At 64.1% G+C, this 23,134-nt stretch carries 25 protein-coding genes and 2 pseudogenes; 12 read left to right on the forward strand and 15 right to left on the reverse strand.

Translation table 11 applies throughout. The features are described 5' to 3' along the window. A pseudogene (locus BMY30_RS17640) lies at positions 1–89 on the forward strand (ferredoxin--NADP reductase); the annotation flags it as partial. A 198-nt stretch (positions 90–287) separates the two neighbouring features. On the opposite strand, the gene glnK reads toward BMY30_RS17640, so the two are convergent. The 3 genes from glnK to BMY30_RS11280 form a co-directional block, all read right to left on the reverse strand. Beyond that, entirely contained in the window at positions 288–626 is a 339-nt protein-coding gene (glnK, locus tag BMY30_RS11270; RefSeq protein ID WP_089713699.1) for a P-II family nitrogen regulator, read from the reverse strand. Between the two features lie 153 nt (positions 627–779). Then, positions 780–2,039: an ammonium transporter gene (locus BMY30_RS11275; RefSeq protein ID WP_425283439.1), complete on the reverse strand. Its 1,260-nt coding sequence runs from the start codon at positions 2,037–2,039 to the stop codon at positions 780–782. 35 nt (positions 2,040–2,074) lie between these two features. Then, on the reverse strand, positions 2,075–2,413 hold the full coding sequence (locus BMY30_RS11280; protein WP_089713700.1) for a P-II family nitrogen regulator: 339 nt from the start codon (positions 2,411–2,413) through the stop codon (positions 2,075–2,077). A 292-nt stretch (positions 2,414–2,705) separates the two neighbouring features. Here BMY30_RS11280 and BMY30_RS11285 point away from each other — a divergent pair, with 292 nt between their 5' ends. Then, on the forward strand, positions 2,706–3,047 hold the full coding sequence (locus BMY30_RS11285) for an accessory factor UbiK family protein (RefSeq protein ID WP_089713702.1): 342 nt from the start codon (positions 2,706–2,708) through the stop codon (positions 3,045–3,047). Positions 3,048–3,120: 73 nt separating this feature from the next. Beyond that, a complete protein-coding gene (locus BMY30_RS11290) occupies positions 3,121–4,626 on the forward strand; it encodes a YifB family Mg chelatase-like AAA ATPase (protein WP_089713704.1) in 1,506 nt (501 codons plus the stop codon). A 43-nt stretch (positions 4,627–4,669) separates the two neighbouring features. Here BMY30_RS11290 and BMY30_RS11295 read toward each other — a convergent pair whose 3' ends face one another. Next, entirely contained in the window at positions 4,670–5,152 is a 483-nt protein-coding gene (locus BMY30_RS11295) for a hypothetical protein (RefSeq protein WP_089713706.1), read from the reverse strand. Next, positions 5,149–6,123, reverse strand: coding sequence for an alpha/beta hydrolase (locus BMY30_RS11300; RefSeq protein ID WP_089713709.1), 975 nt, complete (start codon positions 6,121–6,123; stop codon positions 5,149–5,151). The genes BMY30_RS11295 and BMY30_RS11300 overlap by 4 nt, the downstream gene beginning before the upstream one ends. A 233-nt stretch (positions 6,124–6,356) precedes the next feature. Between BMY30_RS11300 and BMY30_RS11305 the strand changes: the two genes are divergently transcribed. Together BMY30_RS11305 and BMY30_RS11310 are read left to right on the forward strand one after the other, a co-directional pair. After that, entirely contained in the window at positions 6,357–8,543 is a 2,187-nt protein-coding gene (locus BMY30_RS11305) for a malate synthase G (RefSeq protein ID WP_089713711.1), read from the forward strand. Between the two features lie 192 nt (positions 8,544–8,735). Next, positions 8,736–9,149 carry a PaaI family thioesterase gene (locus BMY30_RS11310; protein ID WP_089713713.1) on the forward strand — a complete coding sequence of 138 codons (414 nt, stop codon included), beginning with the start codon at positions 8,736–8,738 and terminating at the stop codon, positions 9,147–9,149. 2 nt (positions 9,150–9,151) lie between these two features. On the opposite strand, the gene BMY30_RS11315 is transcribed toward BMY30_RS11310, so the two are convergent. Then, positions 9,152–9,529, reverse strand: a complete 378-nt coding sequence (locus tag BMY30_RS11315) for a DUF423 domain-containing protein (protein WP_089713715.1) — start codon at positions 9,527–9,529, stop codon at positions 9,152–9,154. Between the two features lie 255 nt (positions 9,530–9,784). Here BMY30_RS11315 and trmB point away from each other — a divergent pair, with 255 nt between their 5' ends. After that, entirely contained in the window at positions 9,785–10,525 is a 741-nt protein-coding gene (gene trmB, locus BMY30_RS11320; protein WP_089713718.1) for a tRNA (guanosine(46)-N7)-methyltransferase TrmB, read from the forward strand. 249 nt (positions 10,526–10,774) lie between these two features. Here trmB and BMY30_RS11325 read toward each other — a convergent pair whose 3' ends face one another. After that, positions 10,775–11,689 (reverse strand): AEC family transporter, encoded by a 915-nt coding sequence (locus tag BMY30_RS11325; RefSeq protein WP_089713720.1) that lies wholly within the window; start codon positions 11,687–11,689, stop codon positions 10,775–10,777. 110 nt (positions 11,690–11,799) lie between these two features. Between BMY30_RS11325 and BMY30_RS11330 the strand changes: the two genes are divergently transcribed. Both BMY30_RS11330 and BMY30_RS11335 read left to right on the forward strand, forming a co-directional pair. Further along, positions 11,800–12,309: a hypothetical protein gene (locus BMY30_RS11330; RefSeq protein WP_089713896.1), complete on the forward strand. Its 510-nt coding sequence runs from the start codon at positions 11,800–11,802 to the stop codon at positions 12,307–12,309. A 2-nt stretch (positions 12,310–12,311) separates the two neighbouring features. After that, positions 12,312–12,908 carry an SCO family protein gene (locus BMY30_RS11335; protein WP_089713898.1) on the forward strand — a complete coding sequence of 199 codons (597 nt, stop codon included), beginning with the start codon at positions 12,312–12,314 and terminating at the stop codon, positions 12,906–12,908. A 25-nt stretch (positions 12,909–12,933) separates the two neighbouring features. Here the strand turns inward: BMY30_RS11335 and BMY30_RS11340 are convergent, their stop codons facing one another. From BMY30_RS11340 to BMY30_RS11370, 7 genes are all read right to left on the reverse strand, one after another. Further along, positions 12,934–14,001 carry a prolyl oligopeptidase family serine peptidase gene (locus tag BMY30_RS11340; protein ID WP_244516189.1) on the reverse strand — a complete coding sequence of 356 codons (1,068 nt, stop codon included), beginning with the start codon at positions 13,999–14,001 and terminating at the stop codon, positions 12,934–12,936. Next, positions 13,994–14,683 (reverse strand): BamJ family beta-barrel-assembly machinery protein, encoded by a 690-nt coding sequence (gene bamJ, locus BMY30_RS11345; RefSeq protein WP_089713725.1) that lies wholly within the window; start codon positions 14,681–14,683, stop codon positions 13,994–13,996. Before bamJ ends, BMY30_RS11340 begins: the two co-directional genes overlap by 8 nt. A 159-nt stretch (positions 14,684–14,842) precedes the next feature. Further along, on the reverse strand, positions 14,843–15,286 hold the full coding sequence (locus BMY30_RS11350) for a universal stress protein (RefSeq protein ID WP_089713727.1): 444 nt from the start codon (positions 15,284–15,286) through the stop codon (positions 14,843–14,845). A 17-nt stretch (positions 15,287–15,303) separates the two neighbouring features. Continuing rightward, positions 15,304–16,587: a TRAP transporter large permease gene (locus BMY30_RS11355; protein ID WP_089713728.1), complete on the reverse strand. Its 1,284-nt coding sequence runs from the start codon at positions 16,585–16,587 to the stop codon at positions 15,304–15,306. A 30-nt stretch (positions 16,588–16,617) separates the two neighbouring features. Beyond that, positions 16,618–17,196: a TRAP transporter small permease gene (locus tag BMY30_RS11360; protein ID WP_089713730.1), complete on the reverse strand. Its 579-nt coding sequence runs from the start codon at positions 17,194–17,196 to the stop codon at positions 16,618–16,620. Between the two features lie 215 nt (positions 17,197–17,411). After that, positions 17,412–18,434: a TRAP transporter substrate-binding protein gene (locus BMY30_RS11365; protein ID WP_089713732.1), complete on the reverse strand. Its 1,023-nt coding sequence runs from the start codon at positions 18,432–18,434 to the stop codon at positions 17,412–17,414. Between the two features lie 105 nt (positions 18,435–18,539). Then, the gene (locus tag BMY30_RS11370) at positions 18,540–19,055 is read right to left on the reverse strand and encodes a TIGR02444 family protein (RefSeq protein WP_089713734.1); all 516 of its coding nucleotides are present in this window, start codon (positions 19,053–19,055) and stop codon (positions 18,540–18,542) included. Between the two features lie 56 nt (positions 19,056–19,111). Here BMY30_RS11370 and BMY30_RS11375 point away from each other — a divergent pair, with 56 nt between their 5' ends. The 3 genes and pseudogenes from BMY30_RS11375 to BMY30_RS11385 all read left to right on the forward strand — a co-directional run bounded on the left by BMY30_RS11375 (position 19,112) and on the right by BMY30_RS11385 (position 21,844). Then, positions 19,112–21,067 carry an ATP-binding cassette domain-containing protein gene (locus tag BMY30_RS11375; RefSeq protein ID WP_089713736.1) on the forward strand — a complete coding sequence of 652 codons (1,956 nt, stop codon included), beginning with the start codon at positions 19,112–19,114 and terminating at the stop codon, positions 21,065–21,067. Positions 21,068–21,216: 149 nt separating this feature from the next. Next, a pseudogene (locus tag BMY30_RS11380) lies at positions 21,217–21,405 on the forward strand (S1C family serine protease); the annotation flags it as partial. 154 nt (positions 21,406–21,559) lie between these two features. After that, positions 21,560–21,844 carry a YrhK family protein gene (locus BMY30_RS11385; RefSeq protein ID WP_089713740.1) on the forward strand — a complete coding sequence of 95 codons (285 nt, stop codon included), beginning with the start codon at positions 21,560–21,562 and terminating at the stop codon, positions 21,842–21,844. Between the two features lie 230 nt (positions 21,845–22,074). Here the strand turns inward: BMY30_RS11385 and BMY30_RS11390 are convergent, their stop codons facing one another. Beyond that, positions 22,075–22,836 carry a PRC-barrel domain-containing protein gene (locus tag BMY30_RS11390; protein WP_089713742.1) on the reverse strand — a complete coding sequence of 254 codons (762 nt, stop codon included), beginning with the start codon at positions 22,834–22,836 and terminating at the stop codon, positions 22,075–22,077. Between BMY30_RS11390 and BMY30_RS17645 the strand changes: the two genes are divergently transcribed. Next, complete coding sequence (locus tag BMY30_RS17645) at positions 22,835–23,089, forward strand: hypothetical protein (protein WP_139195516.1); 255 nt, start codon at positions 22,835–22,837, stop codon at positions 23,087–23,089. The two genes, BMY30_RS11390 and BMY30_RS17645, sit on opposite strands and share 2 nt — an antisense overlap. Positions 23,090–23,134: the final 45 nt, after the last annotated feature.

Below are 23,134 nucleotides of genomic sequence, written 5' to 3' on the forward strand. Positions count from 1 at the left end.
TCATGCTCGACGAGCTCGGCTTCACCATCTCGCCGCGCATGGGCGAGCCCGGCGACTACGTCATCGAGCGGGCGTTTGTCGAAAAGTAAGCGTCGAGCTTCAAGCGTCGAGCCGCCAAGCTGTTCGGTGACGGGCGGTAGGTAGCGAGGCAGAAACGCGAAACCCCACCGGGCGAACCTCTGGTGGGGTTTCTTGCTACTTGGGCCTAGACTTCGCTTGGCCGCTTGGCCGCTTGGCCGCTTGGCCGCTTGGCCGCTTGGCCGCTTGGCCGCTTGGCCGCTTGGCGCTTACACCGCGTCCTTCCCCGTCTCGCCGGTACGAATACGGATCACCTGCTCCAGCGGGGTGACGAAGATCTTACCGTCGCCGATCTTGCCGGTGTTCGCGACCTGGGTGATGGCGTCGATCACCTTCTCGGCCATCTCGTCGTCCACGGCCACCTCGAGCTTCACCTTGGGCAGGAAGTCGACCACGTACTCGGCCCCGCGATAGAGTTCGGTGTGGCCCTTCTGGCGACCGAACCCCTTGACCTCGGTGACGGTGATGCCCTGGACGCCGATCTCGGATAGCGACTCCCGTACGTCGTCGAGCTTGAACGGCTTGATGATGGCGGTCACCAGTTTCATGGTCTTGATCCTCGTCCTGTCCGTTGGTCGGTGACGCTGGCCGCCACCCCTGTTGCGTTCATTGTGCCAGAGCATACACCCGCTGCGGGAGGAATAAAAAAGGCCCCCCGAAGGGGGCCATCAGTAGCACGCCAGCTCAGTCTAGGGCTTGCCTCATTTTTTGGAGGCGCTGAACTCGGGGTAGGCTTCCAGGCCGCATTCGGCCAGGTCAACGCCTTCGTACTCCTCCTCCTCGGTGACCCGGATACCCATCACGGCCTTGAGGATCAACCAGACGATCAGGCTGGCCACGAACACCCAGATGAAAATGCCGAGGATGCCGATGATCTGGGGGCCGAATCCGGCTTCCGCATTGGTGAACGGGACCGCCAGAACGCCCCAGATGCCCACCACCCCGTGAACCGAGATGGCGCCTACTGGGTCGTCCAGCTTCAACTTGTCCAGGGTGACGATGGCGACTACCACGATCAGGCCACCCAACACGCCGATGACGGAGGCGCCCAAGGCACTGGGAGATAGAGGATCGGCGGTGATCGCCACCAGTCCGGCCAGGGCGCCGTTCAAGGCCATGGTCAGGTCGGCCTTGCGGAACCACAGCTTGGCCAGGATCAGGGCGGCGATCACGCCCCCGGCGGCGGCGGCATTGGTGTTGACGAAGACCTGGGCGACGTTGTTGGCGGAAGCGGCGTCGGAGAGCTTGAGTTCGGAGCCCCCGTTGAAGCCGAACCAGCCCATCCACAGGATGAAGGTGCCCAGGGTGGCCAGGGGCATGTTGGCACCGGGGATGGCGTAGATGCTGCCGTCCTTGCCGTACTTGCCCCTGCGGGGACCGAGCACCAGCACCCCGGCCAGGGCCGCAGCGGCGCCGGCCAGGTGGACGATGCCGGAACCGGCATAGTCGGAGTAACCGATCTCGGCCAGCCAGCCGCCGCCCCAGGTCCAGTAGCCTGACACCGGGTAGATGAAGCCGGTCATCACCACCGCGAAGGCCAGGAAGGCCCACAGCTTCATGCGCTCGGCCACGGCGCCGGAGACGATGGACATGGCGGTTGCCACGAATACCACCTGGAAGAAGAAGTCGGAACGCATGGAGTAGTAGGGCGCGTCTTCACCGCCTGCGGTGATGGCATCCACGGTGTTCTCACCACCGATCAGGAAGCCCAGGTTCGGCAGGAAGCCCCCCGCGCTGCTGGAATACATCAGGTAGTACCCGAGAATCAGGTACATGCTGCAAGCGATGGCGAACAGCGCGATGTTCTTGGTCAGGATCTCGGCGGTATTCTTGGAGCGTACCAAGCCCGCCTCGAGCATCGAGAAGCCGGCGGCCATCCACATCACCAGGACGCCACAGATCAGGAAGTAGAAGGTGTCGACCGCATACATCAGCTCGGTCAGTTGAGGAATATCATTCATTCGTCAGTCTCCGTTAAGTGAAGTCGTGGGCGTCGTTAAACGGCATCGGCGCCGCGCTCACCGGTGCGGATGCGGATGACATCCTCCAGCGGCGTGACGAAGACCTTGCCATCGCCGATCTTTCCGCTGTTGGCTGCGCTGCAGATGGCATCGAGCACCGTCTCCAGGCGTTCGTCGTCCACCGCGACCTCGACTTTCACCTTGGGCAGGAAGTCGACGACGTACTCCGCACCGCGATAGAGCTCGGTGTGGCCCTTCTGGCGACCGAAGCCCTTGACTTCGGTGACGGTGATGCCCTGGACGCCGTTGTCGGCGAGTGTTTCGCGCACGTCGTCGAGCTTGAACGGCTTGATGATGGCAGTGATCAGCTTCATCCCGGTTCTCCCCTGCTGGATGTCGGCGGCGTGATGCCGCGCGATGGGTGGCTGACCTGCCCAAGCGTAAATCATGCCATCTTCAAAAATATGTCCTTTATATCAGTATATTAAAGGGATTTCGGAGGTGGGCTTTTGGTGGGGTGAAACTCGGCATTGCCATTAATGCACTCTTGTGGTGCCTGTTCGTGGTGCGTGTGCCCTATAAGAGAGCGGAAGTGGGGTAATGCGCTAGGCGGGGCCCTTGCGTATCCTGTGGTCAGGCATTCCATCACGATTCAGGAGAGACACCATGGTGAGCCATGATCGCATCAGCCGCCTGGCCCAACAGATCGGCGAACGGCTGCAGGGTGCTTCCCAAGCCCCGGAAGAGGTGCAGAAGGGTGTCCAGCAGGTGGTCAAGGGCGCCTTCGACCGGCTGGAGCTGGTCTCGCGGGAAGATTTCGATATCCTGATGGACGTGTTGCAGCGCACCCGGGCGCGGGTTGAGGCGCTGGAGGGGCAGGTGGCGGCCCTCGAGGAGGCGCTGGACGGCAACGCCTCGCAGGGAACGAACCCCGGCGAGCCTCAGGCTGCGCCAACTGAGCAGCCAAGCCCCGAGGAGGATGCCGGCGCCGGCGAGACCGAGCGCTGATCCCCGCCCGGCGTCGGGCGCATATCGGCGGCCTGGGCTAGCCTGAGGTCAGACGGGCTGCGAGGGATCGCCGATGACGCTGGCAATTATCCACACCCGGGCCGGCCTCGGTCTCGAGGCGCCCGAGGTGGTGGTCGAGGTGCACCTCGCCAATGGACTGCCCGGCATGACCCTGGTGGGGCTGCCGGAAGCTGCCGTCAAGGAGAGCCGCGAACGGGTACGTAGCGCCCTGGTCAATTCCGGTTTCGATTTCCCCAATACGCGCAGAATCACCCTCAACCTGGCTCCCGCCGACCTGCCCAAGGAGGGGGGCCGTTTCGATCTGCCCATTGCCTTGGGGCTTCTGGTGGCCTCCGGCCAAGTACCGCCCGAGGCGCTATCGGGCGTCGAGTGTGCCGGCGAGCTGGCCCTGGATGGTCGGCTGCGGCCGGTGACCGGCGTCCTTCCGCTGGCCATGGCAACACGGCGCGCCGGGCGGCGCTTGATCGTGCCGCTCGCCAATGCCGATGAGGCGGCACTGGCCGGCGATCTCGAGGTGTTACCCTCGGATCACCTGCTGGAGGTGGTGGCTCACCTGCTGGGTCAGACGCCCATCGCGCCCCATCGGTCACCGAGTGTCGTCCCCACACTCGAGCCGGGCCCCGACCTGGCGGAAGTGCGTGGCCAGCACCAGGCCCGACGCGCCCTTGAAGTGGCAGCGGCCGGCGGGCATAACCTGCTTTTCGCCGGCCCGCCCGGCACCGGCAAGACCATGCTGGCCAGTCGCTTGCCGGGGATCCTGCCGCCGCTCTCAGAGGAGGAGGCCCTCGAGGTGGCGGCGATCCGCTCGGTCAGCGGGCTTTCGCATGCCGAGCAGTGGGGCGTGCGCCCCTTCCGTGCCCCGCATCATACCGCCAGCGCCGTGGCCCTGGTGGGCGGTGGTTCGAAGCCGCGGCCCAGCGAGATTTCCCTGGCTCATAACGGCGTACTTTTCCTCGATGAACTTCCGGAGTTCTCGCGGCATGTGCTCGAGGTGATGCGCGAACCCATGGAGTCGGGACAGATTCATATTGCCCGGGCCAGCCACGAGCGCCGTTACCCTGCCGGCTTCCAATTGGTGGCCGCCATGAACCCCTGTCCCTGTGGTCACCTGGGTGATCCGCGGCAGGCCTGCCACTGCACCGCCGCCCAGATCCCGCGCTACCAGGCGCGTCTCTCGGGGCCGCTGCTCGACCGTATCGACCTGCAGGTGGAGGTGCCGGCATTGGCGCCGGAGCAGCTGACCTCACGCGAAGCGGGTGAATCCTCGGCCGTGGTGCGCGAGCGGGTGCTGGCGGTGAGGGAACGCCAGGCGGCCCGCGGCGCGTTGAATGCGCGGTTGGCCGGACAGGCCCTGGAAGAGGCCTGTGCTCTGCAGGCAGCGGATCGTGCCTGGCTGGCCGGCGTGCTGGAGCGGCTCAAGCTGTCGGCCCGGGCCTACCATCGGGTACTGCGAGTGGCCCTGACATTGGCCGATCTGGCCGGCGAAGCCCGTCCTGGGCGAGACCAGTTGATCGAGGCCATCGGCTACCGTCAACTCGATCGTTTGCTGAAGGGGTAAGAAGGGATAAGGAGTAGGGGTAAGGAGTGAGGGGTTTGACGCGCTATAGCGCGGTGGCGTCCAGGGCGCCGCTGATCTCGGTGCGCCAATCCGGCGCGTCGCCTCCTCTGCGTCGTAGTTCCAGGCTTAGGCGGTAGGGCAGTAACTCGCGGTCGGAGAGTCGCAGCCTGGGGCCATCGGCCTCGAGGCGACTGTCCAGACGCCAGTGGTTGTCGAAGCTCCCTTCGGCCATGGCTTCTCGCCACGCCAGCACCTGGGGGCCATCGGAAACGGCCAGTAGGGCGCGAGTCAGGCTCTCGAGCAGGCGCTCGTCGCTGAGCCCCAAGCTCGGGTCGACCGCCGGTTCGGCCAGCAGCAGGACCTGGTCGGACGCCGGCCTGGGCATGGGAGGTGTCGCCGTGAGCTGCTCGGCGGCGCGCTCGCCCAGCCCGAACAGGGCCTGGCGGACTGTGGTTGGCTGGTCCGGCGCAGCGGCACAGCCAGCGAGCAGCAGGGTTGCCAGCAACAAAGGCAGTTGGGGTTTCATGTCGGTGTTGTCTCGTGGGGCGGGGTGTCAGCTGGCTCCAGTCCGGCAATGAAGGAGTCGAGTAGCGTGAAGAGTGCGCGGCGAATCGGCTCTGCCTCATTGACCAGGTGGTGGCGGGCCTCGGGGTGGCGATGGATCTCCGCGTTGGGGAACTTGCGCGCCAGGACCTCGAGGTTCCACTCCCAGTCCACGGTCAGGTCCTGCTCACCCTGCAGGATCAGGGTGGGAACCGGGCTCGGTGGCAGTGCCAGCAGTTGCGGCATCCAGCGGCGCATGGCCCCCACCCAGTCCATCGCCAGGCGGTCGGCCTGAAGGGGGTCGCCCTCGCGCAGGAAGTCGGCGAAGTCGGCATCCGTGGAGTTGGCGCGGAACTTGCGCGGGATCGAGTCCACGAAGGGCCCCACGAGGCGGTGCAGCCAGCTCGACTGGTTCCAGCCCCAAGGCCGAACAAGCGGCGCCAGCAGTGCCAGCCCCGACCAGGCGCCGTCGTCACCGCGGGTCAGGGCATCGGTGGCGAGAATCGCCGCCCCGGTGCTCTGGCCGATGCCGAACCAGGGGCGGGGGGCCAGTCCTTTTTCCTCGAGATGTTGCTGCAGGTGGTGCAGGCAGCTGCCATAGTCCTTGAAGTCGTCGATGGAGGCACGGCGGCCGCTGGAGAGGCCATGGCCGGGAAGATCCCAGAGCACGACCCGCCAACCCCGCGCGAGCAGGCACTCCAGCAGGTGACGGTAGAGACCGAGATGATCGAAGTAACCGTGCACGACGAAGGCGGTGCCGATGGGCGCCTCGGGACTCCACACCTGGGTCCAGAGGCGGAAATCACCGGCCTCCAGGTACCCCACATAGAGGCCCACGTGCTCGGCAAGCAGCGGTGCCAGGCCGTAGTGGCCCAGATAGCGCTCGAGATTCTGGCCGGACAGGTCTGCCGGGGCGAGGGGGCCCAGGGCCTGCAGGGGGGTGAAGTCGCTCATCGATTTCTCCGCAATGCCCGTTCATGCTAGCGCCAAGCCGACAGCCCAGCCAGAAATGCCGCGGGTAGCCGGCAGAGTCCTTATCATTTGGTCTAGCGGCAAATGGCAAGAGGCCTGTTCGGGTTTACATGTGGAAGTATTTTCCACAAAATTGGTGTTACCTAGTCATCATTCCCTGTCCGGTCGGTCGGTGCCAGGGGGCACCGAGCAGCCAAGCATGAGGAGCACGACCCATGACCCAACGCATCACTCGCCATCGCCTTCAGGTGGCCGCTGAGCTGGACCGTTTCATCAATGAACAGGCCCTGCCGGGCACCGGCATCGATCCCGAGGCCTTCTGGGCCGGCGTCGACGCCCTCTTCCATGATTTGACCCCGCGGAATCGCGAATTGCTCGCCGAGCGCGATCGATTGCAGGAGAAGCTCGATGCCTGGCATAGCGAGCACCCTGGCCCGATCCGCGACATGGCCGCCTACCGTGCCTTCCTCGAGGAGATCGGCTATCTGGTAGAGGCGCCGGCTGACGTCAAGGTCACCACCGTCAACGTCGACCGCGAGATCGCCGTCCAGGCCGGGCCGCAGCTGGTGGTACCGGTCAACAACCCGCGCTATGCGCTGAATGCCGGCAATTCTCGCTGGGGCAGTCTCTATGATGCCCTCTACGGTACCGACGCCATTTCCGAGGAAGGCGGTGCCGAGAAGGGGTCGAGCTACAACCCCAAGCGTGGCGAGAAGGTCGTCAGTTATGCTCGTGGCGTGCTCGACCGTGCCGCCCCGCTAGCCACCGGCTCCCACCATGATGCCGTCAAGTATGTGCTGCGTGACGGCCACCTGGTGGTCTCCCTGGATGGCGGTCGCGAGACCGGCCTCAAGGACCCGGGCAAGCTGGTGGGCTTCAATGGCCCGGCCGAGAGTCCCGAGTCTATTCTGCTGGCTAACCACGGCCTGCACCTGGAGATCCAGATCGACCCAAGCCACCCCATCGGCAAGACCGACCCGGCCGGCGTCAAGGATCTGGTGGTCGAGGCAGCGCTGACCACCATCATGGATTGCGAGGACTCCGTGGCCGCGGTGGACGCCGAGGACAAGGTCGGGGTCTATGCGAGCTGGCTCGGCCTGATGAAGGGCGACCTGGAGGAGCAGGTCGAGAAGGGTGACAAGACCCTCACCCGTCGCCTCAACGCCGACCGTACCTGGCACAACACCGAGGGGGGGACCGTCACCCTGCCGGGTCGCTCGCTGATGTTCGTGCGCAACGTGGGCCACCTGATGACCACGCCGGCGGTGCTGGATGCCGATGGCAATGAGTTGCCCGAGGGTATCCTCGACGGCATCGTCACCGGCCTGATTGCCCTGCACGACCTGAAGAAGGGCGAGAACGAGGCGCGCAACTCGCGCACCGGCTCCATGTACATCGTCAAGCCGAAGATGCACGGCCCCAAGGAAGTCGCCTTCTCCAGTGCGCTGTTCGGCCGTATCGAGGACATCCTCGGCATGGACCGCGATACCCTGAAGATGGGCATCATGGATGAGGAGCGTCGCACCTCGGTCAACCTCAAGGCCTGCATTGCCGAGGCAACCTCGCGGGTGGTGTTCATCAATACCGGCTTCCTCGATCGCACCGGCGACGAGATGCATACCGCCATGGAGGCGGGTCCGATGATCCGCAAGGGCGACATGAAGGGCTCCGCCTGGATCCAGGCCTACGAGAAGAGCAATGTCCAGGTCGGCCTGGCCTGCGGGCTGCGTGGGCGCGCCCAGATCGGCAAGGGCATGTGGGCCATGCCCGAAATGATGGCGGCCATGCTCGAGCAGAAGATCGGTCACCCCAAGGCCGGCGCCAACACCGCCTGGGTGCCGTCTCCCACCGCCGCTACCCTGCATGCCCTGCACTACCACCAGGTGGACGTGGCGGCGGTGCAGCGTGAGATGGAAGACCAGGGTGAACCGGACCTTCGTGAAAAGCTTCTCGACGACCTGCTCACCGTTCCGGTGGCCGAGTCACCGCAGTGGAGCGACGAGGAGCTCCAGCAGGAGCTGGATAACAACTGCCAGGGCATCCTCGGCTATGTGGTGCGTTGGGTCGAGCACGGTGTGGGCTGCTCCAAGGTACCGGACATCCATGATGTGGGCCTGATGGAGGATCGTGCTACCCTGCGGATCTCCAGCCAGCACATCGCCAACTGGCTGCGCCATGGCGTGGTCGATGCCGACCGGGTCCGGGAGACCCTGGAGCGCATGGCCAAGGTGGTCGACCAGCAGAATGCCGGCGACCCGTCGTACACGCCGATGAGTGCCGACTTCTCCGCCTCGACGGCCTTCCAGGCCGCCAGCGACCTGATCTTCAAGGGCCGCGAGCAGCCCGCCGGCTATACCGAGCCGCTGCTGCATCACTGGCGTGCCGTGCACAAGGCAAAGTAAAGGCCTCCGCCGGATGGGGGGCCGGCCTGCACCGGCCCTCGAAATAGAGCGCCCCCGCGGTTTAGGCCGAGGGGGCGTTTCCATGATGGGGCCCTCGTTGATTCGCTCGACGTTAGACGACTGTTGGCCAGGTGCGGGCTCGGCTATCGTGGGGCTTGCCTCTCCATCACCACCAATGCAAGGAGTCTGCTGATGACCGTGATGACCGCTGCAGCCATCGAGGACTTTCTCGATGAGGTCTTTCCCCAGCGGACGGGGACCATCGAGGGTGTCGACGAGATGCGCGCCACCATGAGCCTGGCCATCGAGGACGAACACCTGCGCCCCGGGGCCAGCGTCTCCGGCCCCACCCTGATGGGACTGGCCGACGTCTGCCTCTATGTGGCGATACTGGCTCAGATCGGCCCCGAGCCCATGGCGGTAACCAGTGACCTGCATTGCCGCTTCCTGCGCCGGCCGCGCGGAGATCGCGATGTCATCGCCAACGCCCATATTCTCAAGCTGGGGCGCCGCCTGGCGGTGGGGGAGGTACAGCTCTTCTCGGCCGGCGACGAGCGGCCTATGGCCCTGGTTACGGCGACCTATGCGCTGCCGGACAGCGACTAATACTATGGCCGGGCGCGCAGCACCGCCACGGCCAGTGCCAGCCAGCCGCCGATCAACAGCACGCCACCCAGCGGGGTGATCATGCCCAGGCCGCCCAGGCCCGTCAGTGCCATAACGTAAAGCGAGCCCGAGAAGAGCGCTATTCCCGCTGTCCACAGGCCCAGGGCGAGCCGCTGGGCGGCGAGCGGCGTGCTGGAGCGCCAGGCCAGCACCGTCAGCATGGCCAGGGTATGCCAGGCCTGATAGCGGACTCCGGTCTCGAAGGCGGTCGCCAACCGCGGTGCCAGCTGGCCCTCCAGCGCATGGGCGCCGAAAGCGCCGGCCATCACCACCAAGGCGCCGGATAGCGCCGCCCCGAACCACCAGCTTCTGTCCTGCATCCTCTTTTCCTTGTGTCGCTAATACCCAAGATGGTGGTGCTGGCTCACATTAGAGGCGCCGGGGACAGGCCGAAGAGGGGGTCCTATGCCATGGATGGCATCGGTAGCGCCCAGGGAGGGGTTCACAGCGCCCCCTAGCAGGCCTGTCGCCGGATCAGCCTCGAAGCGATCAGCATTCGTACCGTACCCCGGGAAAGCGTAAGCCGCTACAATACTGCCCCCCGATTCACCGCTGGCGACGAGTGCCCCGAGCCCATGAATGACCCGCGACACGACGACAACACCACCGGCCCCGAGGGCCCGGATGCCCCGCTGCATCGCCGCGGCATCAAGAGCTATGTGCTGCGTGCCGGCCGCATGACCCAGGCCCAGACCCGGGGTCTCGAGGAGGTCTGGCCGCGCCTGGGGTTGACCCTCGCCGATGGCCGCCAGGACCTCGATGCCCTATTCGGGCGACAGGCTCCCCGGGTGCTGGAGGTCGGCTTCGGCATGGGGGCCTCCCTGATCAAGCAGGCCGAGCGCCACCCCGGCACTGACTTCATCGGCATCGAAGTGCATGCGCCGGGGGTCGGCAAGCTGCTCGACGAGGCCGACAAGCGTGGCCTGTCCAACTTGCGCGTCTACCGCGAGGATGCCCTGGCGGTACTCGAGCAGTGCCTGCCCGAGGCGAGCCTGGATGCCCTGCAGCTATTCTTTCCCGACCCCTGGCCGAAGAAGAAGCATCACAAGCGCCGAATCGTCCAGCCGGCCTTCGTCGAACTGGTGCGGTCGCGACTCAAGCCCGGTGGCATCCTGCACATGGCCACCGACTGGCAGGCCTATGCCGAGTGGATGGTCGAGGTGATGGAAGCCGCTCCGGGTTTCGCCAACAGCGCCGGCCGAGAGACGGCCCCCTATATGCCACGCCCCGACTTTCGCCCGTTGACCAAGTTCGAGGCGCGTGGCGAAAAACTGGGACATGGCGTCTGGGACCTGATCTTCCAGCGGGTCGACTGACCCGCCCGGGCCATCACCCTTTCAGCGCTCCGGCATCGTCAGGTGCAGTGCCTGTCATCCGTGCAAAAGAAAGCCGCCCCGGGAAGGGCGGCAAAAAGACCGTGACTAGCAATGAGAGGGAGAAACCAGGGCAGGAGACTGGCGGTTCCTGGCCTGGCGTGGCGCCTCATCAACGCCGCGATTTAAGCATAATCATTCGCGTTTACGTTGTCAACACAGATGCGAACGCTTTTCGTTACCGATGCTTCATCAACCGGCAAGGCGTAGCCAGAGCGGCAGGGTCGCCATGGCCAGCAGTGTCTGGCCGGTGATCAGGGCCGCCATCAGCTCGGCGTCCCCGCCCAGCTGGCGGGCCAGGATATAGGCCGAGGTGGCGGTGGGTAGGGCGGCGAAGAGCAGGGCCACGTCGCGGGTCACCGAATCCAGGCCCAGCAACAGGGCCAGAGCTAGCACCAGGGCCGGCATCAGCCCCAGCTTGACCAGGTTGGCGGCCCAGACCCCGCGGTCCATTCTCATCAGGGCGGCGGGGCGTAGCGCCACCCCCACCGCCACCAGGCCCAGCGGCAGGGCAGCCCGGCCCAACAGCTCCATGCCGGGCTGGCTCCAGCCCGGCAGTCCGATGCCGCTCACATTCAGGGCAATGCCGGTCAGGCAGGCCAGGATCAGCGGGTTGCGGGTCAGGGCGGCGAAGCTCTTGCCCAGGCTCGCCGAGCCCAGTGTGCCGGTAGCGATGAAGCTGGCCACGCAGAGCACGTTGGCCAGCGGTACCATCAGCGCCACCGCGACCGCCGCCACCGTAGCCCCGGCACTGCCATGCAGGGCGGCGGCCCCGGCCACGCCGACATAGGTATTGAAGCGCAGCCCTCCCTGGAAGACCGAGGTGAAGGCGGGCGCCTCGAGTCGCAGCCGGTGGCGCAACCCCCACAGCAGCAGACCGAACAGGCCCATGGCCCCTAGCAGGGCGATGGCCAGTCGGGCCACCGGTACCTGGCCAACATTCGCGGTGGCCAGGGTCGAGACCAGCATGGCGGGGAACAGCAGGAAGTAGATCAGCCGCTCCATGCGCGGCCAGAAGTCGCCGCCCGGTTGTCGCCACCAACCGAGCCCTGTGCCCAGCAGGATCAGCAGGAACAGCGGTCCCAGTGCATTGCCCACGCCTTCCATGACACCTCCCTCTGTGGGTCTCCCCTGCGACATCCTTGCGCACTTCGCCGCAGGCAATTGCTGATAAGCTTACCCCCTTCCCGCCACCAATGGAGGCCCTGATCCTCGCCATGCCACAGCGCATCCTGTTGTCGACCGGTGCGGCTCGTCCCCCGCTGCTGCGTCTGCTGATCGTCATCACCCTGCTGACGCTTGCCGTGGCGCTCTGGTACCTGACCCGCTACAGCCTGCGTGGCGAGGGCGGCGTGCACTGGCATCCGCCGGCGGAGAACCGCTGTGTTCTTCATGCGGCCCCCTGCACGGCGAGCCTGGGGCAAGATATCGCGCTGCACCTGACGGTGGCGTCGGAGGGTCCCATCCGACCCCTGGAGCGCCTGCCGCTGGAGGTTCGCCTGAGCGGCGTCCCGGCCGAGTCCGCCCGCATCGACTTCGTCGGCCGCGACATGGACATGGGGCTGCATCGCTTTCCCCTCGAGGCAGTGGGCGACGGCGTCTTCCGCGGGGAGGGTCAGGTGGCAATCTGCACCGAGGCGGTCATGGCCTGGCGCGCGAAGGTGGTGGTGGACACACCGCAAGGGCGTCTGGGAAGCTGGTTCGACTTTGACGTGGCGAGACAATGATCATGAAGCGGCGAGGCATCTGGCTGGGATTGGGCGCGATACTGGTGGTGATCGCGGTCGGCCTTGGCCTCTACCAGCAACAGCTGGGGGACCAGGCGAATGCTGAGCCCCGGGGAGGGCCGATCGAGCTGCCATCGACCGAGGGCGAGTTCTCGCTGAGCCAGCTAGACGACGACCAACTGGCGGTGGTCTTCTTCGGATACACTTGGTGCCCGGATGTCTGTCCGATGAGTCTCGCCGTAATGCGTCAAGTGATGGGGCGCCTCGATCCCGAACAACGGCGACGGGTGGTGCCGCTGATGGTCTCGGTGGACCCCGAGCGGGACACCCTGGCGCGACTGGAGGAGTACATGGGCTTCTTCGGCGAGGCATTCATCGGCGCCACCGGCAGCCAGGAGGCGCTCGAGGAACTGACCGAACGCTACGGCGTGGTCTGGCGCAGGGTGGAGACGCCGGACTCCGCCATGGCCTACACCATCGACCACAGCGCCTCGCTGTTTCTGGTGGACCGCGATGGCGAGATCAGGCGCCGGGTGCTGCATTCACCCACCTCGGGACCGCTGCAGGCCGCCCTGGAGCAGGCGCTGGAAGAAGGATAATGCGCGCCGGCCACAATCGGCCGGCTCACTTCTCGTCGGGAGACTGCTGCAGGTGTTCGATCATGGCCATCAGTGCGCCTGTCTGGGAGCCCTGGCGGCTGTCATGCAGGGGGTCGAGTTGCCAGGTGCTCTCGGCAAACCCCCACCAGTCCCAGCAGCCCTGGGGGTTGGGCAGGCTGGTTTCCGCCTGGGGGTAGAGCACCACCCGCTGATTGGCGGCCGCCCACTCGTTGAGGCCACTGTGGCGAACGAAGGCCTCATCGATCTGCTCGACATCCATGGCACAGCCATGCAGCGCCACGCTGAGGTCGCAACCGCCTTCCTCGCAGCCCGTCGGCACGAACAGGTAACCGGTATCACCCAGTCCTCGGACGTCGAAATCCGACTGGTCGAAGCGCACGAGCTCGCCTCGGGGGTCGCCTGGCTCGGGAGGCGCCAGGTCGCCGTGCAGCCAGCCCAGCATCTTTCCGGCAATATCCAGATCACAGGCCAGCAAGTGGGTACCTCCCCCGCCGCGGCAGTCCGTCAGGGCGTCCACGGGTGTGCCCGCACGCGTTGATAGCGGCCAGCCATGGCCGGCCTGCTCGCTTTTCATCAACCTCAGCTGGTCATCGGGGGATGCCAGCCAATCGCGGAACTGCTCGGCCAATGCACGGCCCAGTGACGGCGCTACGGTGTTGTCTTCCTCGCCATGCCAGACGAAGACCCGCAGCTCGGCCAGGGCTTCGGGGTCGCCGACGAGCTCTCGCCGGCGGTACCCTTGGTAGCGGTTCTCCAACTCCGCCGGGTCCGGCATCCCTCGCTGGGTCGCCATGCACTGACCCAGGGCCAGTCCCAGGGAGCCACGAGCACAGGCCCAGGGGCCGGCGGCCACAACGCCCAGTCCGGCGAATCGCTCGGGCCAGGCCACCGCCAGTTGAGTGGCCATGTACCCCCCCGATGAGACGCCGAGCACGCTGGCTCCGTCCCGGTTGACGCCGAGTCGCGGCAGTTCTGCCGGCCGCTCCTGAGCGGCGAGTGGAGCCACCAGCCCCAGGCAGAGGCTGGCAGCGGCCAGGCAGCGAGTGGCAGGCATCAAGGTGGGATCACTCACTGGCCACGTCGAGCAGTTCGACCTCGAAGATCAGCGTCTCGTGGGGGCCGATGGGACCCTGTCCCTGAGCACCGTAGGCAAGGTCGGAGGGAATCACTATCTCCCAGGTGTCGCCCACGCTCATAAGCTGGAGGGCTTCCTGCCAGCCCTCGATGACCTGGCCGACCTCGAAGCTCACCGGCTCGCCGCGATCATAGGAACTGTCGAAGATGGTACCGTCGATCAGGGTGCCCTCGTAGTGGACCTCGACGGTGTCATCGGGGCCGGGGGTGGCACCGTCGCCGGATTCGAGCTCGCGATACTGCAGGCCCGAGTCGGTGACCGTCACCGCGTCCAGTTCGGCGTTCTCGGCCAGGTAGGCCTCGCCCTCGGCGCGGTTGGCAGCGGCCCGCTGTTCAGTCTCGGCCTCGCGGGCGGCCATGGCCTCCTGCTGGAATCTCGTCAGGGCTGCGGCCATCTGCTCGTCGCTCATCGCCAGCTCGCCGTCGTCGAACACGTCACGGATGGCCTGAGTGAAGGCATCGATGTCCAGCTCCTCTACATCCTGCTGGATGCTCTGGCCCAGGGTCACGCCGAGGCTGTAGCTGAGCTTCTCGTCATCGGTCTCCGGCGCGGCGGCCAGTGCGAGGGGTGCGGCGGTCAGCAGGGCCGCCAGGGAAGCGGAGGTCAGCAGTGTCTTCATGAAGGAACCTTATGTTCTGGTAAGGAGTGTTGTGGCGCGTGGCGCCTTGAGTTAATGGAAGATTTTGCACGGAAACCCTAGGACCCTAACAGGACCGGGCCGGTTCCACGCCCGCATGAATGGCAGGGGGAAACCGGCCCGGCGAGGGGGCCGTGAGAGTCAGACGATCAGTGTCGGGCAGTGAGCGGAGCCGGCCACTCGCTGGGAAACGCTGCCCAGCAGCAGGCTCTTGTCGCCGTTGGTGCCCTGGGAGCCGATCACGATCAGGTCGCACTCGCGCTTGCGGGCGAAGCGCACGATGGTGCGCGACGGCCGCCCACCCTTGACAAAGCCACGTACCTTCTCGCTCGGAACCCCGAGCTCCACGGCATAGGACTTGGCGTGGACCGCGATCTCGGTGGCGTACTCCTTGAGAACATCGTCCGGGATCTCCAGTTTCTCGGGACGCACCATGGAGAGCGAGGCCTCGAGCAGGCTGTGGTGCTTGAAGACGCACAGGAGGTAGAGCTCGGCTCCGGTCAGCAGCTGTAGGCCAGCGCCTTTCTCCAGCGCCTTGAGGGCGCCCTTGGAGCCATCTACCGGGACCAGTATCCGATTGAACATGGTCGTTACTCCTTGGATCAGCGGAAGGCCAGGTCGCGCAGGAAGAGGGCGATCTGCGGGAACATGATTAGCAGAGCCGCGGCCAGGATCAGGATGCACACGAAGACAGGCGTACCCTTGATCACGTCCCAATAGGGCCGTTTGAAGATGGCGATGGCGGTGAAGATGTCACAGCCGAAGGGTGGCGTCGCCGAGCCGATCGCCACCTGCAGGGTGATCAGGATACCCACCAGCACCGGATCGAGCCCGGTGGCCGCCACGGCCGGGGCGAAGATCGGCGTCAGCACCAGGATCACCACGATGGGGTCGACGAACATGCAGGCCACGAAGAAGGCGATGCAGATGGCAATCAGCACGCCTGTGGGGCCCGCCTCGTTGATGCCCGCTGCCGCCAGGATTTCCTGGGGGATCTGGGCGAAGGAGATGATCCAGGAGAAGCCGTTGCCCACTGCCACCAGGATGAACACCACGGCGGTGATCAGGCCAGTGGACTTGGCGATGGCATAGATATTACTCAGTTTCAGGGAACGGAAGACGATGAACTCCAGGAAGACAGCGTAGAGCACACAGGCCGCCGCCGCCTCGGTGGGGCTGAAGATACCGCCGTAGATGCCGCCGACGATGATCACCGGGAAGCCCAGCGGCCACAGGGCCATGCGTACCGCCGTCAGGCGCTGCTTCCAGTTTGACCTTGGCTCCGTTGGCACATCACGAACCACGGCGTAGAGCACTGAATAGACAGAGAACATCAACAGGATCATGATGCCCGGCCCGATGCCGGCGATGAACAGCTCGCCGATGGAGGTCCCCGAGATGACGCCGTAGATGATCATGCCGATACTGGGCGGGATCAGGAAGGCGATATCGCTGGAGTTGATAATCAGCGCCAGGGTGAAGGAGTCCGAGTAACCGGCCTTGAGCATCTTGGGACGCAGGGGCGAGCCGACGGCCACCACCGTGGCCTGGGTGGAGCCGGAGACTGCACCGAACAGGGTACAGGACGCGGCAGTACTCACCGCCAGGCCCCCCTTTACGTGGCCGATGAAGGACATGACCATGTCGATCAGTCGGTTCGCCGACTGGCCACGCGTCATGATGTCGGCGGCGAGAATGAACATCGGCACTGCGATCAACGAAGCGGGACGGATGCCGGCCATCATCTGCTGGATGAACGTGCTCATCTGGCCCATGCCATCGAACATCATATAGAAACCGATGATCGCCGCGGCCGTCAGCGGGATCATCATGGGAAAGCCCAGCAGCAGCAGGGCGATCATGGTGGTAACCATTATTGTCGTCATCGTGCGTTCCCCCGGGCGTTCTGCCCTGCGTCAGACTTCAGTTTCCGTGTCCTTATAGCCGTCGAGCACGGCAGTCGACAGGTAGACGTCTCGTGATGTCAGGTTCTTGACGGCGGTAAGCAGGTACTGGATCCCGGTAATCAGGAAGCCCAGGGGCACCCAGATATAGATGATCCAGATCGGGAACCCGAGTGACGGCAAAATTCTGCCGCGGTTATAGAGGTCAATGATGTAGAAGACCGAGTAATAAAGCAGGAAGAACATGATCAGGGCGGTAAACAATGAGATTAAGATCATCAGTGCCTTTCGCCCACCCGCCGGCAGGGCATCGTAGATCGCCGACATGCGGATATGGCGACCATGACGGGCCGCATAGCCAATGCCGGCGAAGGTGATCATGATGATCAAGATGCGGTTGATTTCGCCGGAGACCATGATGCTCTCTCCAAACACGAAGCGGGAGATGACGTTGACGACGGTGTTGACGGCCATCAACAGCACCCCTAGTGCCAGGATCACTGACTCCAGCTTGCTTATCAGGGTATCGATGACCCCGAGTGGGCCAGGCAGGCCCGAGCGATAGTGCTTTTCAGACTCTTCGTCGGTCATGTCCACACTCCCTAAATCTGCATGTGATGCGGAAAAATCAGGGTTTCCTGATAATCAGCATACGCGTGGATTTCTGGCACCGTGGCCGCCGACATCAACGCTGGGTGCACGCTGACATGTCCGGAAACCACATACATGGAAACCGCATGTTGTCCAGAAACAAAAAGGGGGTGGCCCGGACAGGCCACCCCCTTCAAGGTTGAGGCCAGCGGTGATTACTCCTCGTCTTCAGTCACGGCCTCGAGATCGGCCTTGAACTGCTCAAGCAGTTCCTTGCCGCTCTCGCCGGTCATGTCGATGAACTCTTCCTCGACCTGAGGGGCGCGCTCCTTGAAGGCCTGGATCTGCTCCTCGTTCAGGCGCGTCACGGTAACCTCGTCTGAGGCCTCTTGGATCTTCTCCAGTGACTCCTCGGCCAGGCCCTGGATGTGCTCGATGGTGTGAGCGTAAGCGGCATCTGAGGCGTCATTCACCAGTTTCTTGTCTTCCTCGGGGAGGCCCTCGTAGAAGTCCAGGTTGGCCATCATGGCGGTGGTGAACCAGCCATGGCTGGTGAAGGTCAGGTGCGGGGAGACTTCGTAGAGGCCACCGGACTCGATCCAGAATATCGGGTTCTCCTGGCCATCGATGATACCGGTCTGCAGGCCGCCATAGACCTCGCCCCAAGGCAGCGGCGTGGGTGTCGCGCCGAAGGCATTGTAGGTTTCCGCCAGCAGGGGGTTGGTCATGGTGCGGATCTTCTTGTTCTCGAAATCCGCTGGTGAGGTGATCGGCTCGTCGGCGGTAACCACCATCTCGCCTTCCGGATACATCTGCAGTAGCTTCAGGCCCTCTTCGGCATAGAGTTTCGGGAACATCTCGTTGATGGCCTTGCTCTCGTCGAAGAACTCGAGCACCGTCTCCATGTCAGTGGGCATCAGATAGGGAATGAAGAAGATCTGTGCCTCGGGGATCGTCGCGCCGGTGAAACCGGGTGATTGATTGACGAACTGCAGGATGCCGCTGAGGGTTTGCCCCATGATGTCGTCGGACTCGCCGAGCTCACCGAAGCGGTAGACCTGAACGCTATGGTCGGAATTTTCCTCGACATAGCGCTTGAACTCCTGGGCGAATACGTCTTGAACGTCGCCCTCATACTCCTCATGGGCGTAGCGCCAGTTGTCAGCGAAAGCAGCGGTGGACATGCCGAGCATCAGTGCGCCAATACCGGCGCCCGTCAATAGGTTATGTGACTTCATTCTTGTGGTCCCTCTGCAGGTTTGTCCCGTGATGGAGGATGCGGCCATCAGCTGGGGTCAAGTGAACATGACATTCACTACGCTGATTTCAGGCTAGCCTGGCCGTCATGAAGGGTCAAGCTGGCTTTCCAGGGTTCGCAGGGCGCTAAGATGAGGTTTTTTCTGCACTTGCAGCTGCCTGGAGAGATGATCTTCCAGGCGGGGAAAGGGGCTAGACAGGGCAACTAGCTGGTCGCTCTCGAGCGCCAGCTGTTCCAGGCGTGACAGGGCCTCGCGCTCTGCCTGGAGCTCGGCCTGCTGGAGCGTCCGGCGCAGCGCGGCGACGGGCTCGCGCTGGCGGGCCTCGGGCTTCAGGTCTCGACGCAGCCGGCGCAGAGGAGCCGTGACCTGCTGTTGCCAACGGCGGACGGGGTCGGGGAACTCATCGCATGCCAGCCCGTGATGATGCAGCCAGCAGTGCCAGAGCAGCTCGCAGACATCGACGCCCGCTTCGTCCTGGAGCATCAGGCAGGCCGCCTCGACACCATCACGCCCATAGAGAGCGAGGGCAAACTCCCACAAGGGGACGTCGAGCAGTCGAGCCCGCAGAGCGGACGGCAATTGGGTAGAATCGTGTGTCATGACACGGCTGTCGTCCCGCTGGGCGGCAGCCTCACGGACTGCCGAGTGGAGCCTGCATGATCGCACTGCGCCAAGTTTCCCTGCAACGCGGCACCCAGACCCTGCTCGAGGGGGCCGACCTGACCTTGCACGCCGGCCACAAGGCGGGCATCGTCGGGCCCAATGGGGCGGGCAAGTCGAGCCTGTTCAAGCTGTTGCTCGGCGAGCTCTCTCCAGACAAGGGGGAGGTGGAGATGAGCGGCGGCCAGCGAATCGCCCACATGGACCAGGAGGTGGAGGCGCTGGAGCGAGCTATCGTCGACTATGTGCTGGATGGCGACCGCGAGCTGCGCCATACCGAGGCGGCCCTGGCGGCCGCCCGAGAGCAAGACGACGCCCATCGCGAGGCGGAGCTGCATGGCGCCATCGAATCGCTGGACGGCTACAGCGCCCCAGCCCGGGCGGCCCAGCTGCTGGTGGGGCTGGGCTTCGTCCAGGCCGACCTGGAGCGGCCGTTGGCGGATTTCTCCGGTGGCTGGCGGATGCGCGTCAACCTGGCGCGTACGCTGTTCAAGCCTTCCGACCTGCTGCTGCTGGACGAGCCCACCAACCACCTGGACCTGGATGCCCTGCTATGGCTCGAGCAGTGGCTCACCCGCTACCCAGGCACTCTGCTGCTGATCTCCCACGACCGCGACTTCCTCGATGCGGTATGCGACCACATCGTGCATTTCGATCGCCAGAGCCTGGTGCTCTATCGCGGCAACTACTCCACCTTCGAGCGCACCCGGGCCGAGAAGCTCGCCCTGCAGCAGGCCGAGGCCGCCAAGCAGCAGGCACGCCGCGAGGAGATCGAGCGGTTCGTGGCCCGCTTCCGCTACCAGGCCAACAAGGCGCGCGCCGCCCAGAGCCGGCTGAAGACCCTCGAGCGCATGGGCGACATCGCCGTGGCCCACGCCGACTCGCCCTTCCACTTCACCATTCCCGCCGCCGACAAGGTCTCTCATCCGCTGCTGGTGCTCGACGAGGCTCGCCTGGGCTACCGCGACGATGCCGGTCGGGAGACGGTGCAGCTCGATGGGGTCAAGCTGACCCTGCTGCCCGGCCAGCGTATCGGCCTGCTGGGCCCCAACGGGGCCGGCAAGTCGACCCTGATCAAGTCGCTTACCGGCGACCTGCCGCTGCTCTCCGGAAAACGGGTGGCCGGGGAACACCTGGCAATCGGCTACTTCGCCCAGCATCAGCTGGAGGGGCTGGACCTGGCCGCGACTCCCTTCATGCACGTTCAGCGTCTCTCGCCCACCGCCGCCGATCTGGACATCCGCAAGTTCCTGGGTGGCTTCGGTTTCCACGGTGACGATGTCTTCGCCCAGGTGGGGCGCTTCTCCGGCGGCGAGAAGGCGCGTCTCGCCCTGGCGCTGGTCGCCTGGCAGAAGCCCAACCTGCTGTTGCTGGACGAGCCCACCAACCATCTGGACCTGGAGATGCGTGAGGCGCTCACCGAGGCGCTGGCGAGCTTCGAGGGGACGGTGATCATCGTCTCCCACGACCGGCACCTGTTACGCGCCACCGTGGACGAGTTCTGGCGGGTGGCCGACCATCGCGTCGAGCCCTTCGATGGCGACCTGGAGGACTATCGGGCCTGGCTCAAGGCGCGCCTGGAGGGCGAGCGCCGCGAGGCCCGGGCCGACAAGGCCGACCGCCAGGCCGAGGCTGAGGCCCCCAAGGAAGATCGCAAGACGGCCCGTCGCGCCGCCGCCGAGCTGCGCGAGAGGCTGCGGCCCCTGAAGAAGCAGCGCGACCGTGCCGAGCAGGACATGGAGAGGGTCCAAAAGGAACTGGCCATGGTGGAGGAAGCGCTGGGCGACGCCGAGCTCTATACTGACCCCGCGCGCAAGGAGGAGCTCACCAAACGCCTGGCTCGCCAGGGTGAGCTCAAGTCGCGTCTGGAAGACCTGGAACAGGCCTGGCTGGAGGCCGAGGAGGCACTGGAGGCCATGGAGGTGGAGTTGCTTACGGCAAGGAGCGAATAGGCTGGCAACTAAGAATGAAGTAAGGGCTCCACCAACCCGATTTGTTCCACCCTGGCCCAGGCCAGAAGACTATCTTCCCGGCGTTATGGCAGCAGAGTACCGAAGTCTTCTTCCTCGCCTAGCATCGGCAGGGTCTCGCACTCGAATTTCAGATACGCGTAGTCCTCAACGATCAGCTTGAGCTCGAGGCAGAGTTGGTCGGTGCCGACGAAAAGACCGACGTGGCAGTTCTCAAGGTCGAGGCGGATAACCTGCCCACCCTGGAACTGGCTGAGTCCATCGATCTCAAGGTTGGGCAGTGGGTCGCTGCCAGCGGCTCTCCGTTCGGCTTCGCCCATCGGCTTTGATACTTATGAGCCCCGATTGGTGTGCACACCGACGAAGTGGTAGACATGATGCCTCTTGCCGTAGGGATTCGACTATCGGTGTGGCTACCCCGCATGACGATGATCTTGACGGCCCGGACACGATCACCGCCTAGAGGAGGAGAGCATGGCATTATTCGACAGGGACCGCCGCGAAGAGAACCCCCGCACACGGCGACTCTATGCAGCATGGGAGCTGGTCTATACCCTCGTCGACTTCGGTGCGGCAGCGGCTTTCCTGATTGGCTCGGTGTTGTTCCTGTACGAGAGCCTGCAAACTTGTGCGACCTGGTTCTTCATCGTCGGATCGGCCCTGTTTGCCTTCAAGCCCACTATCCGTACCTGGCGTGATATCAAGTTGGCCTCGATGGGCGATGTGGAAGAGCTCGAGAAGGAGGAGAGGATGGGCTAGCTGTCCTTCCCTCGGGGCATGATCGATCTCGGCCCTGTGTCCCTGTTGCCTGCGTTTTCTCTGGCTTTCAGGTGTGCCTATATATTGTGGCGTCGCCGAAAAAATCGGCTTAAGAGTACTGAAAGCTCCCGGATGATCATTTATCCGGGAGCTTGCATGAAAGTATCAGAGGGCCTGACTTCAGAAAATAAGAGTAGTGCCGCTGACCTACTGTCCATCAATAGGATCAATCAATCACTCCATAGGTTGTCGTATTCTCCGTAGTCAAAGGCAGGCAAATCAGAGACCGATTCTCCTGAATACGGGAGTTCATAGTGCAGAGCATTCGGCTGCCAGTCATCTGACCCCCCAAGGAAGGGATAAGCCTGAGGGCCATTGCCGAATTCAGGGCTCGAAGGCTTCACGACAATGGCCTGTATCACGCCGTCGCGGGTGAGGAGAATATCCTCGATGTAGCCCATGCCGGTGTCATTGCCAAGGCTGGCAAAGTCATCAATGACGTCTGTGATCTTCCAGATACGCGGCCCGGTCAAGACATTGCCCTCCACTTGGGTGGTTTGCCCCATGTCTCCCTTGAAGATGTAGGAATCGTCGACATATTCATCGTCAAAGAGGTTGTAGTCTTCGACATTATCTTCATGCACTGGCACGCGAACGCCCTCTTGGACCAGTTCGGCCTCCTCCCAGGGAATGGATACATGCCTGCTGGCGCTGCCCCACATGTCACCGACCTCGGCGATGAGGGTCACTATCTGGTTTTCCTGGTCCAGGATGACATTCTCGATCGTGCCTACCACATTATCATTAGTACCTATCGCCTTGGCGTTAAGAAGCTTTTCGGCTCGGATGCCACCCGCCTGATAGAGCGGCTCGTAACTCCATTCATCCAGGGAACGAGTATCACCTTGGCCTTGTGCTGCCTGAGCCGCCAGCATGGCGATTGGCAAGATTGAGAACGATAGGAAAGATACAGTATTGCTATGAGGTTTCATGATTATCTCCTTTGCTTTTATCTCGTATCAACATAGTCGATGCCAGGATTTTGCGTCAATACAGTCTTTCTCATCGTTGTTTGAGAAAACAAACCTTCCCGATGCAAAATTTCTCAGTGGAGGGGAAGAAATGACCCTCGGTTGTCAGGCGAAATTGCTCGAACATTGCGGCCCTGGCGGCTCCTCGCCGGGCCTATTTCTTGGCTATCACGTTGTCATTCCTGCCACCGTGGCGACGCAGCTTGCGTTGTAGCTGGCTGACCAAGTCGGCGGATTGCACACGGTAGAAATTATCGGG

The organism is Halomonas daqiaonensis (assembly GCF_900109725.1).
Classification (GTDB): Bacteria; Pseudomonadota; Gammaproteobacteria; order Pseudomonadales; family Halomonadaceae; genus Halomonas; species Halomonas daqiaonensis.

What these genes read in the sequence shown, in the direction of transcription:
- glnK (WP_089713699.1), bottom strand. Translation starts at nt 626, where the DNA reads ATGAAACTGGTGACCGCCATCATCAAGCCGTTCAAGCTCGACGACGTA.
- BMY30_RS11275 (WP_425283439.1), bottom strand. Translation starts at nt 2,039, where the DNA reads ATGAATGATATTCCTCAACTGACCGAGCTGATGTATGCGGTCGACACC.
- BMY30_RS11280 (WP_089713700.1), bottom strand. Translation starts at nt 2,413, where the DNA reads ATGAAGCTGATCACTGCCATCATCAAGCCGTTCAAGCTCGACGACGTG.
- BMY30_RS11285 (WP_089713702.1), top strand. Translation starts at nt 2,706, where the DNA reads ATGGTGAGCCATGATCGCATCAGCCGCCTGGCCCAACAGATCGGCGAA.
- BMY30_RS11290 (WP_089713704.1), top strand. Translation starts at nt 3,121, where the DNA reads ATGACGCTGGCAATTATCCACACCCGGGCCGGCCTCGGTCTCGAGGCG.
- BMY30_RS11295 (WP_089713706.1), bottom strand. Translation starts at nt 5,152, where the DNA reads ATGAAACCCCAACTGCCTTTGTTGCTGGCAACCCTGCTGCTCGCTGGC.
- BMY30_RS11300 (WP_089713709.1), bottom strand. Translation starts at nt 6,123, where the DNA reads ATGAGCGACTTCACCCCCCTGCAGGCCCTGGGCCCCCTCGCCCCGGCA.
- BMY30_RS11305 (WP_089713711.1), top strand. Translation starts at nt 6,357, where the DNA reads ATGACCCAACGCATCACTCGCCATCGCCTTCAGGTGGCCGCTGAGCTG.
- BMY30_RS11310 (WP_089713713.1), top strand. Translation starts at nt 8,736, where the DNA reads ATGACCGTGATGACCGCTGCAGCCATCGAGGACTTTCTCGATGAGGTC.
- BMY30_RS11315 (WP_089713715.1), bottom strand. Translation starts at nt 9,529, where the DNA reads ATGCAGGACAGAAGCTGGTGGTTCGGGGCGGCGCTATCCGGCGCCTTG.
- trmB (WP_089713718.1), top strand. Translation starts at nt 9,785, where the DNA reads ATGAATGACCCGCGACACGACGACAACACCACCGGCCCCGAGGGCCCG.
- BMY30_RS11325 (WP_089713720.1), bottom strand. Translation starts at nt 11,689, where the DNA reads ATGGAAGGCGTGGGCAATGCACTGGGACCGCTGTTCCTGCTGATCCTG.
- BMY30_RS11330 (WP_089713896.1), top strand. Translation starts at nt 11,800, where the DNA reads ATGCCACAGCGCATCCTGTTGTCGACCGGTGCGGCTCGTCCCCCGCTG.
- BMY30_RS11335 (WP_089713898.1), top strand. Translation starts at nt 12,312, where the DNA reads ATGAAGCGGCGAGGCATCTGGCTGGGATTGGGCGCGATACTGGTGGTG.
- bamJ (WP_089713725.1), bottom strand. Translation starts at nt 14,683, where the DNA reads ATGAAGACACTGCTGACCTCCGCTTCCCTGGCGGCCCTGCTGACCGCC.
- BMY30_RS11350 (WP_089713727.1), bottom strand. Translation starts at nt 15,286, where the DNA reads ATGTTCAATCGGATACTGGTCCCGGTAGATGGCTCCAAGGGCGCCCTC.
- BMY30_RS11355 (WP_089713728.1), bottom strand. Translation starts at nt 16,587, where the DNA reads ATGACGACAATAATGGTTACCACCATGATCGCCCTGCTGCTGCTGGGC.
- BMY30_RS11360 (WP_089713730.1), bottom strand. Translation starts at nt 17,196, where the DNA reads ATGACCGACGAAGAGTCTGAAAAGCACTATCGCTCGGGCCTGCCTGGC.
- BMY30_RS11365 (WP_089713732.1), bottom strand. Translation starts at nt 18,434, where the DNA reads ATGAAGTCACATAACCTATTGACGGGCGCCGGTATTGGCGCACTGATG.
- BMY30_RS11370 (WP_089713734.1), bottom strand. Translation starts at nt 19,055, where the DNA reads ATGACACACGATTCTACCCAATTGCCGTCCGCTCTGCGGGCTCGACTG.
- BMY30_RS11375 (WP_089713736.1), top strand. Translation starts at nt 19,112, where the DNA reads ATGATCGCACTGCGCCAAGTTTCCCTGCAACGCGGCACCCAGACCCTG.
- BMY30_RS11385 (WP_089713740.1), top strand. Translation starts at nt 21,560, where the DNA reads ATGGCATTATTCGACAGGGACCGCCGCGAAGAGAACCCCCGCACACGG.
- BMY30_RS17645 (WP_139195516.1), top strand. Translation starts at nt 22,835, where the DNA reads ATGATTATCTCCTTTGCTTTTATCTCGTATCAACATAGTCGATGCCAG.
- BMY30_RS11390 (WP_089713742.1), bottom strand. Translation starts at nt 22,836, where the DNA reads ATGAAACCTCATAGCAATACTGTATCTTTCCTATCGTTCTCAATCTTG.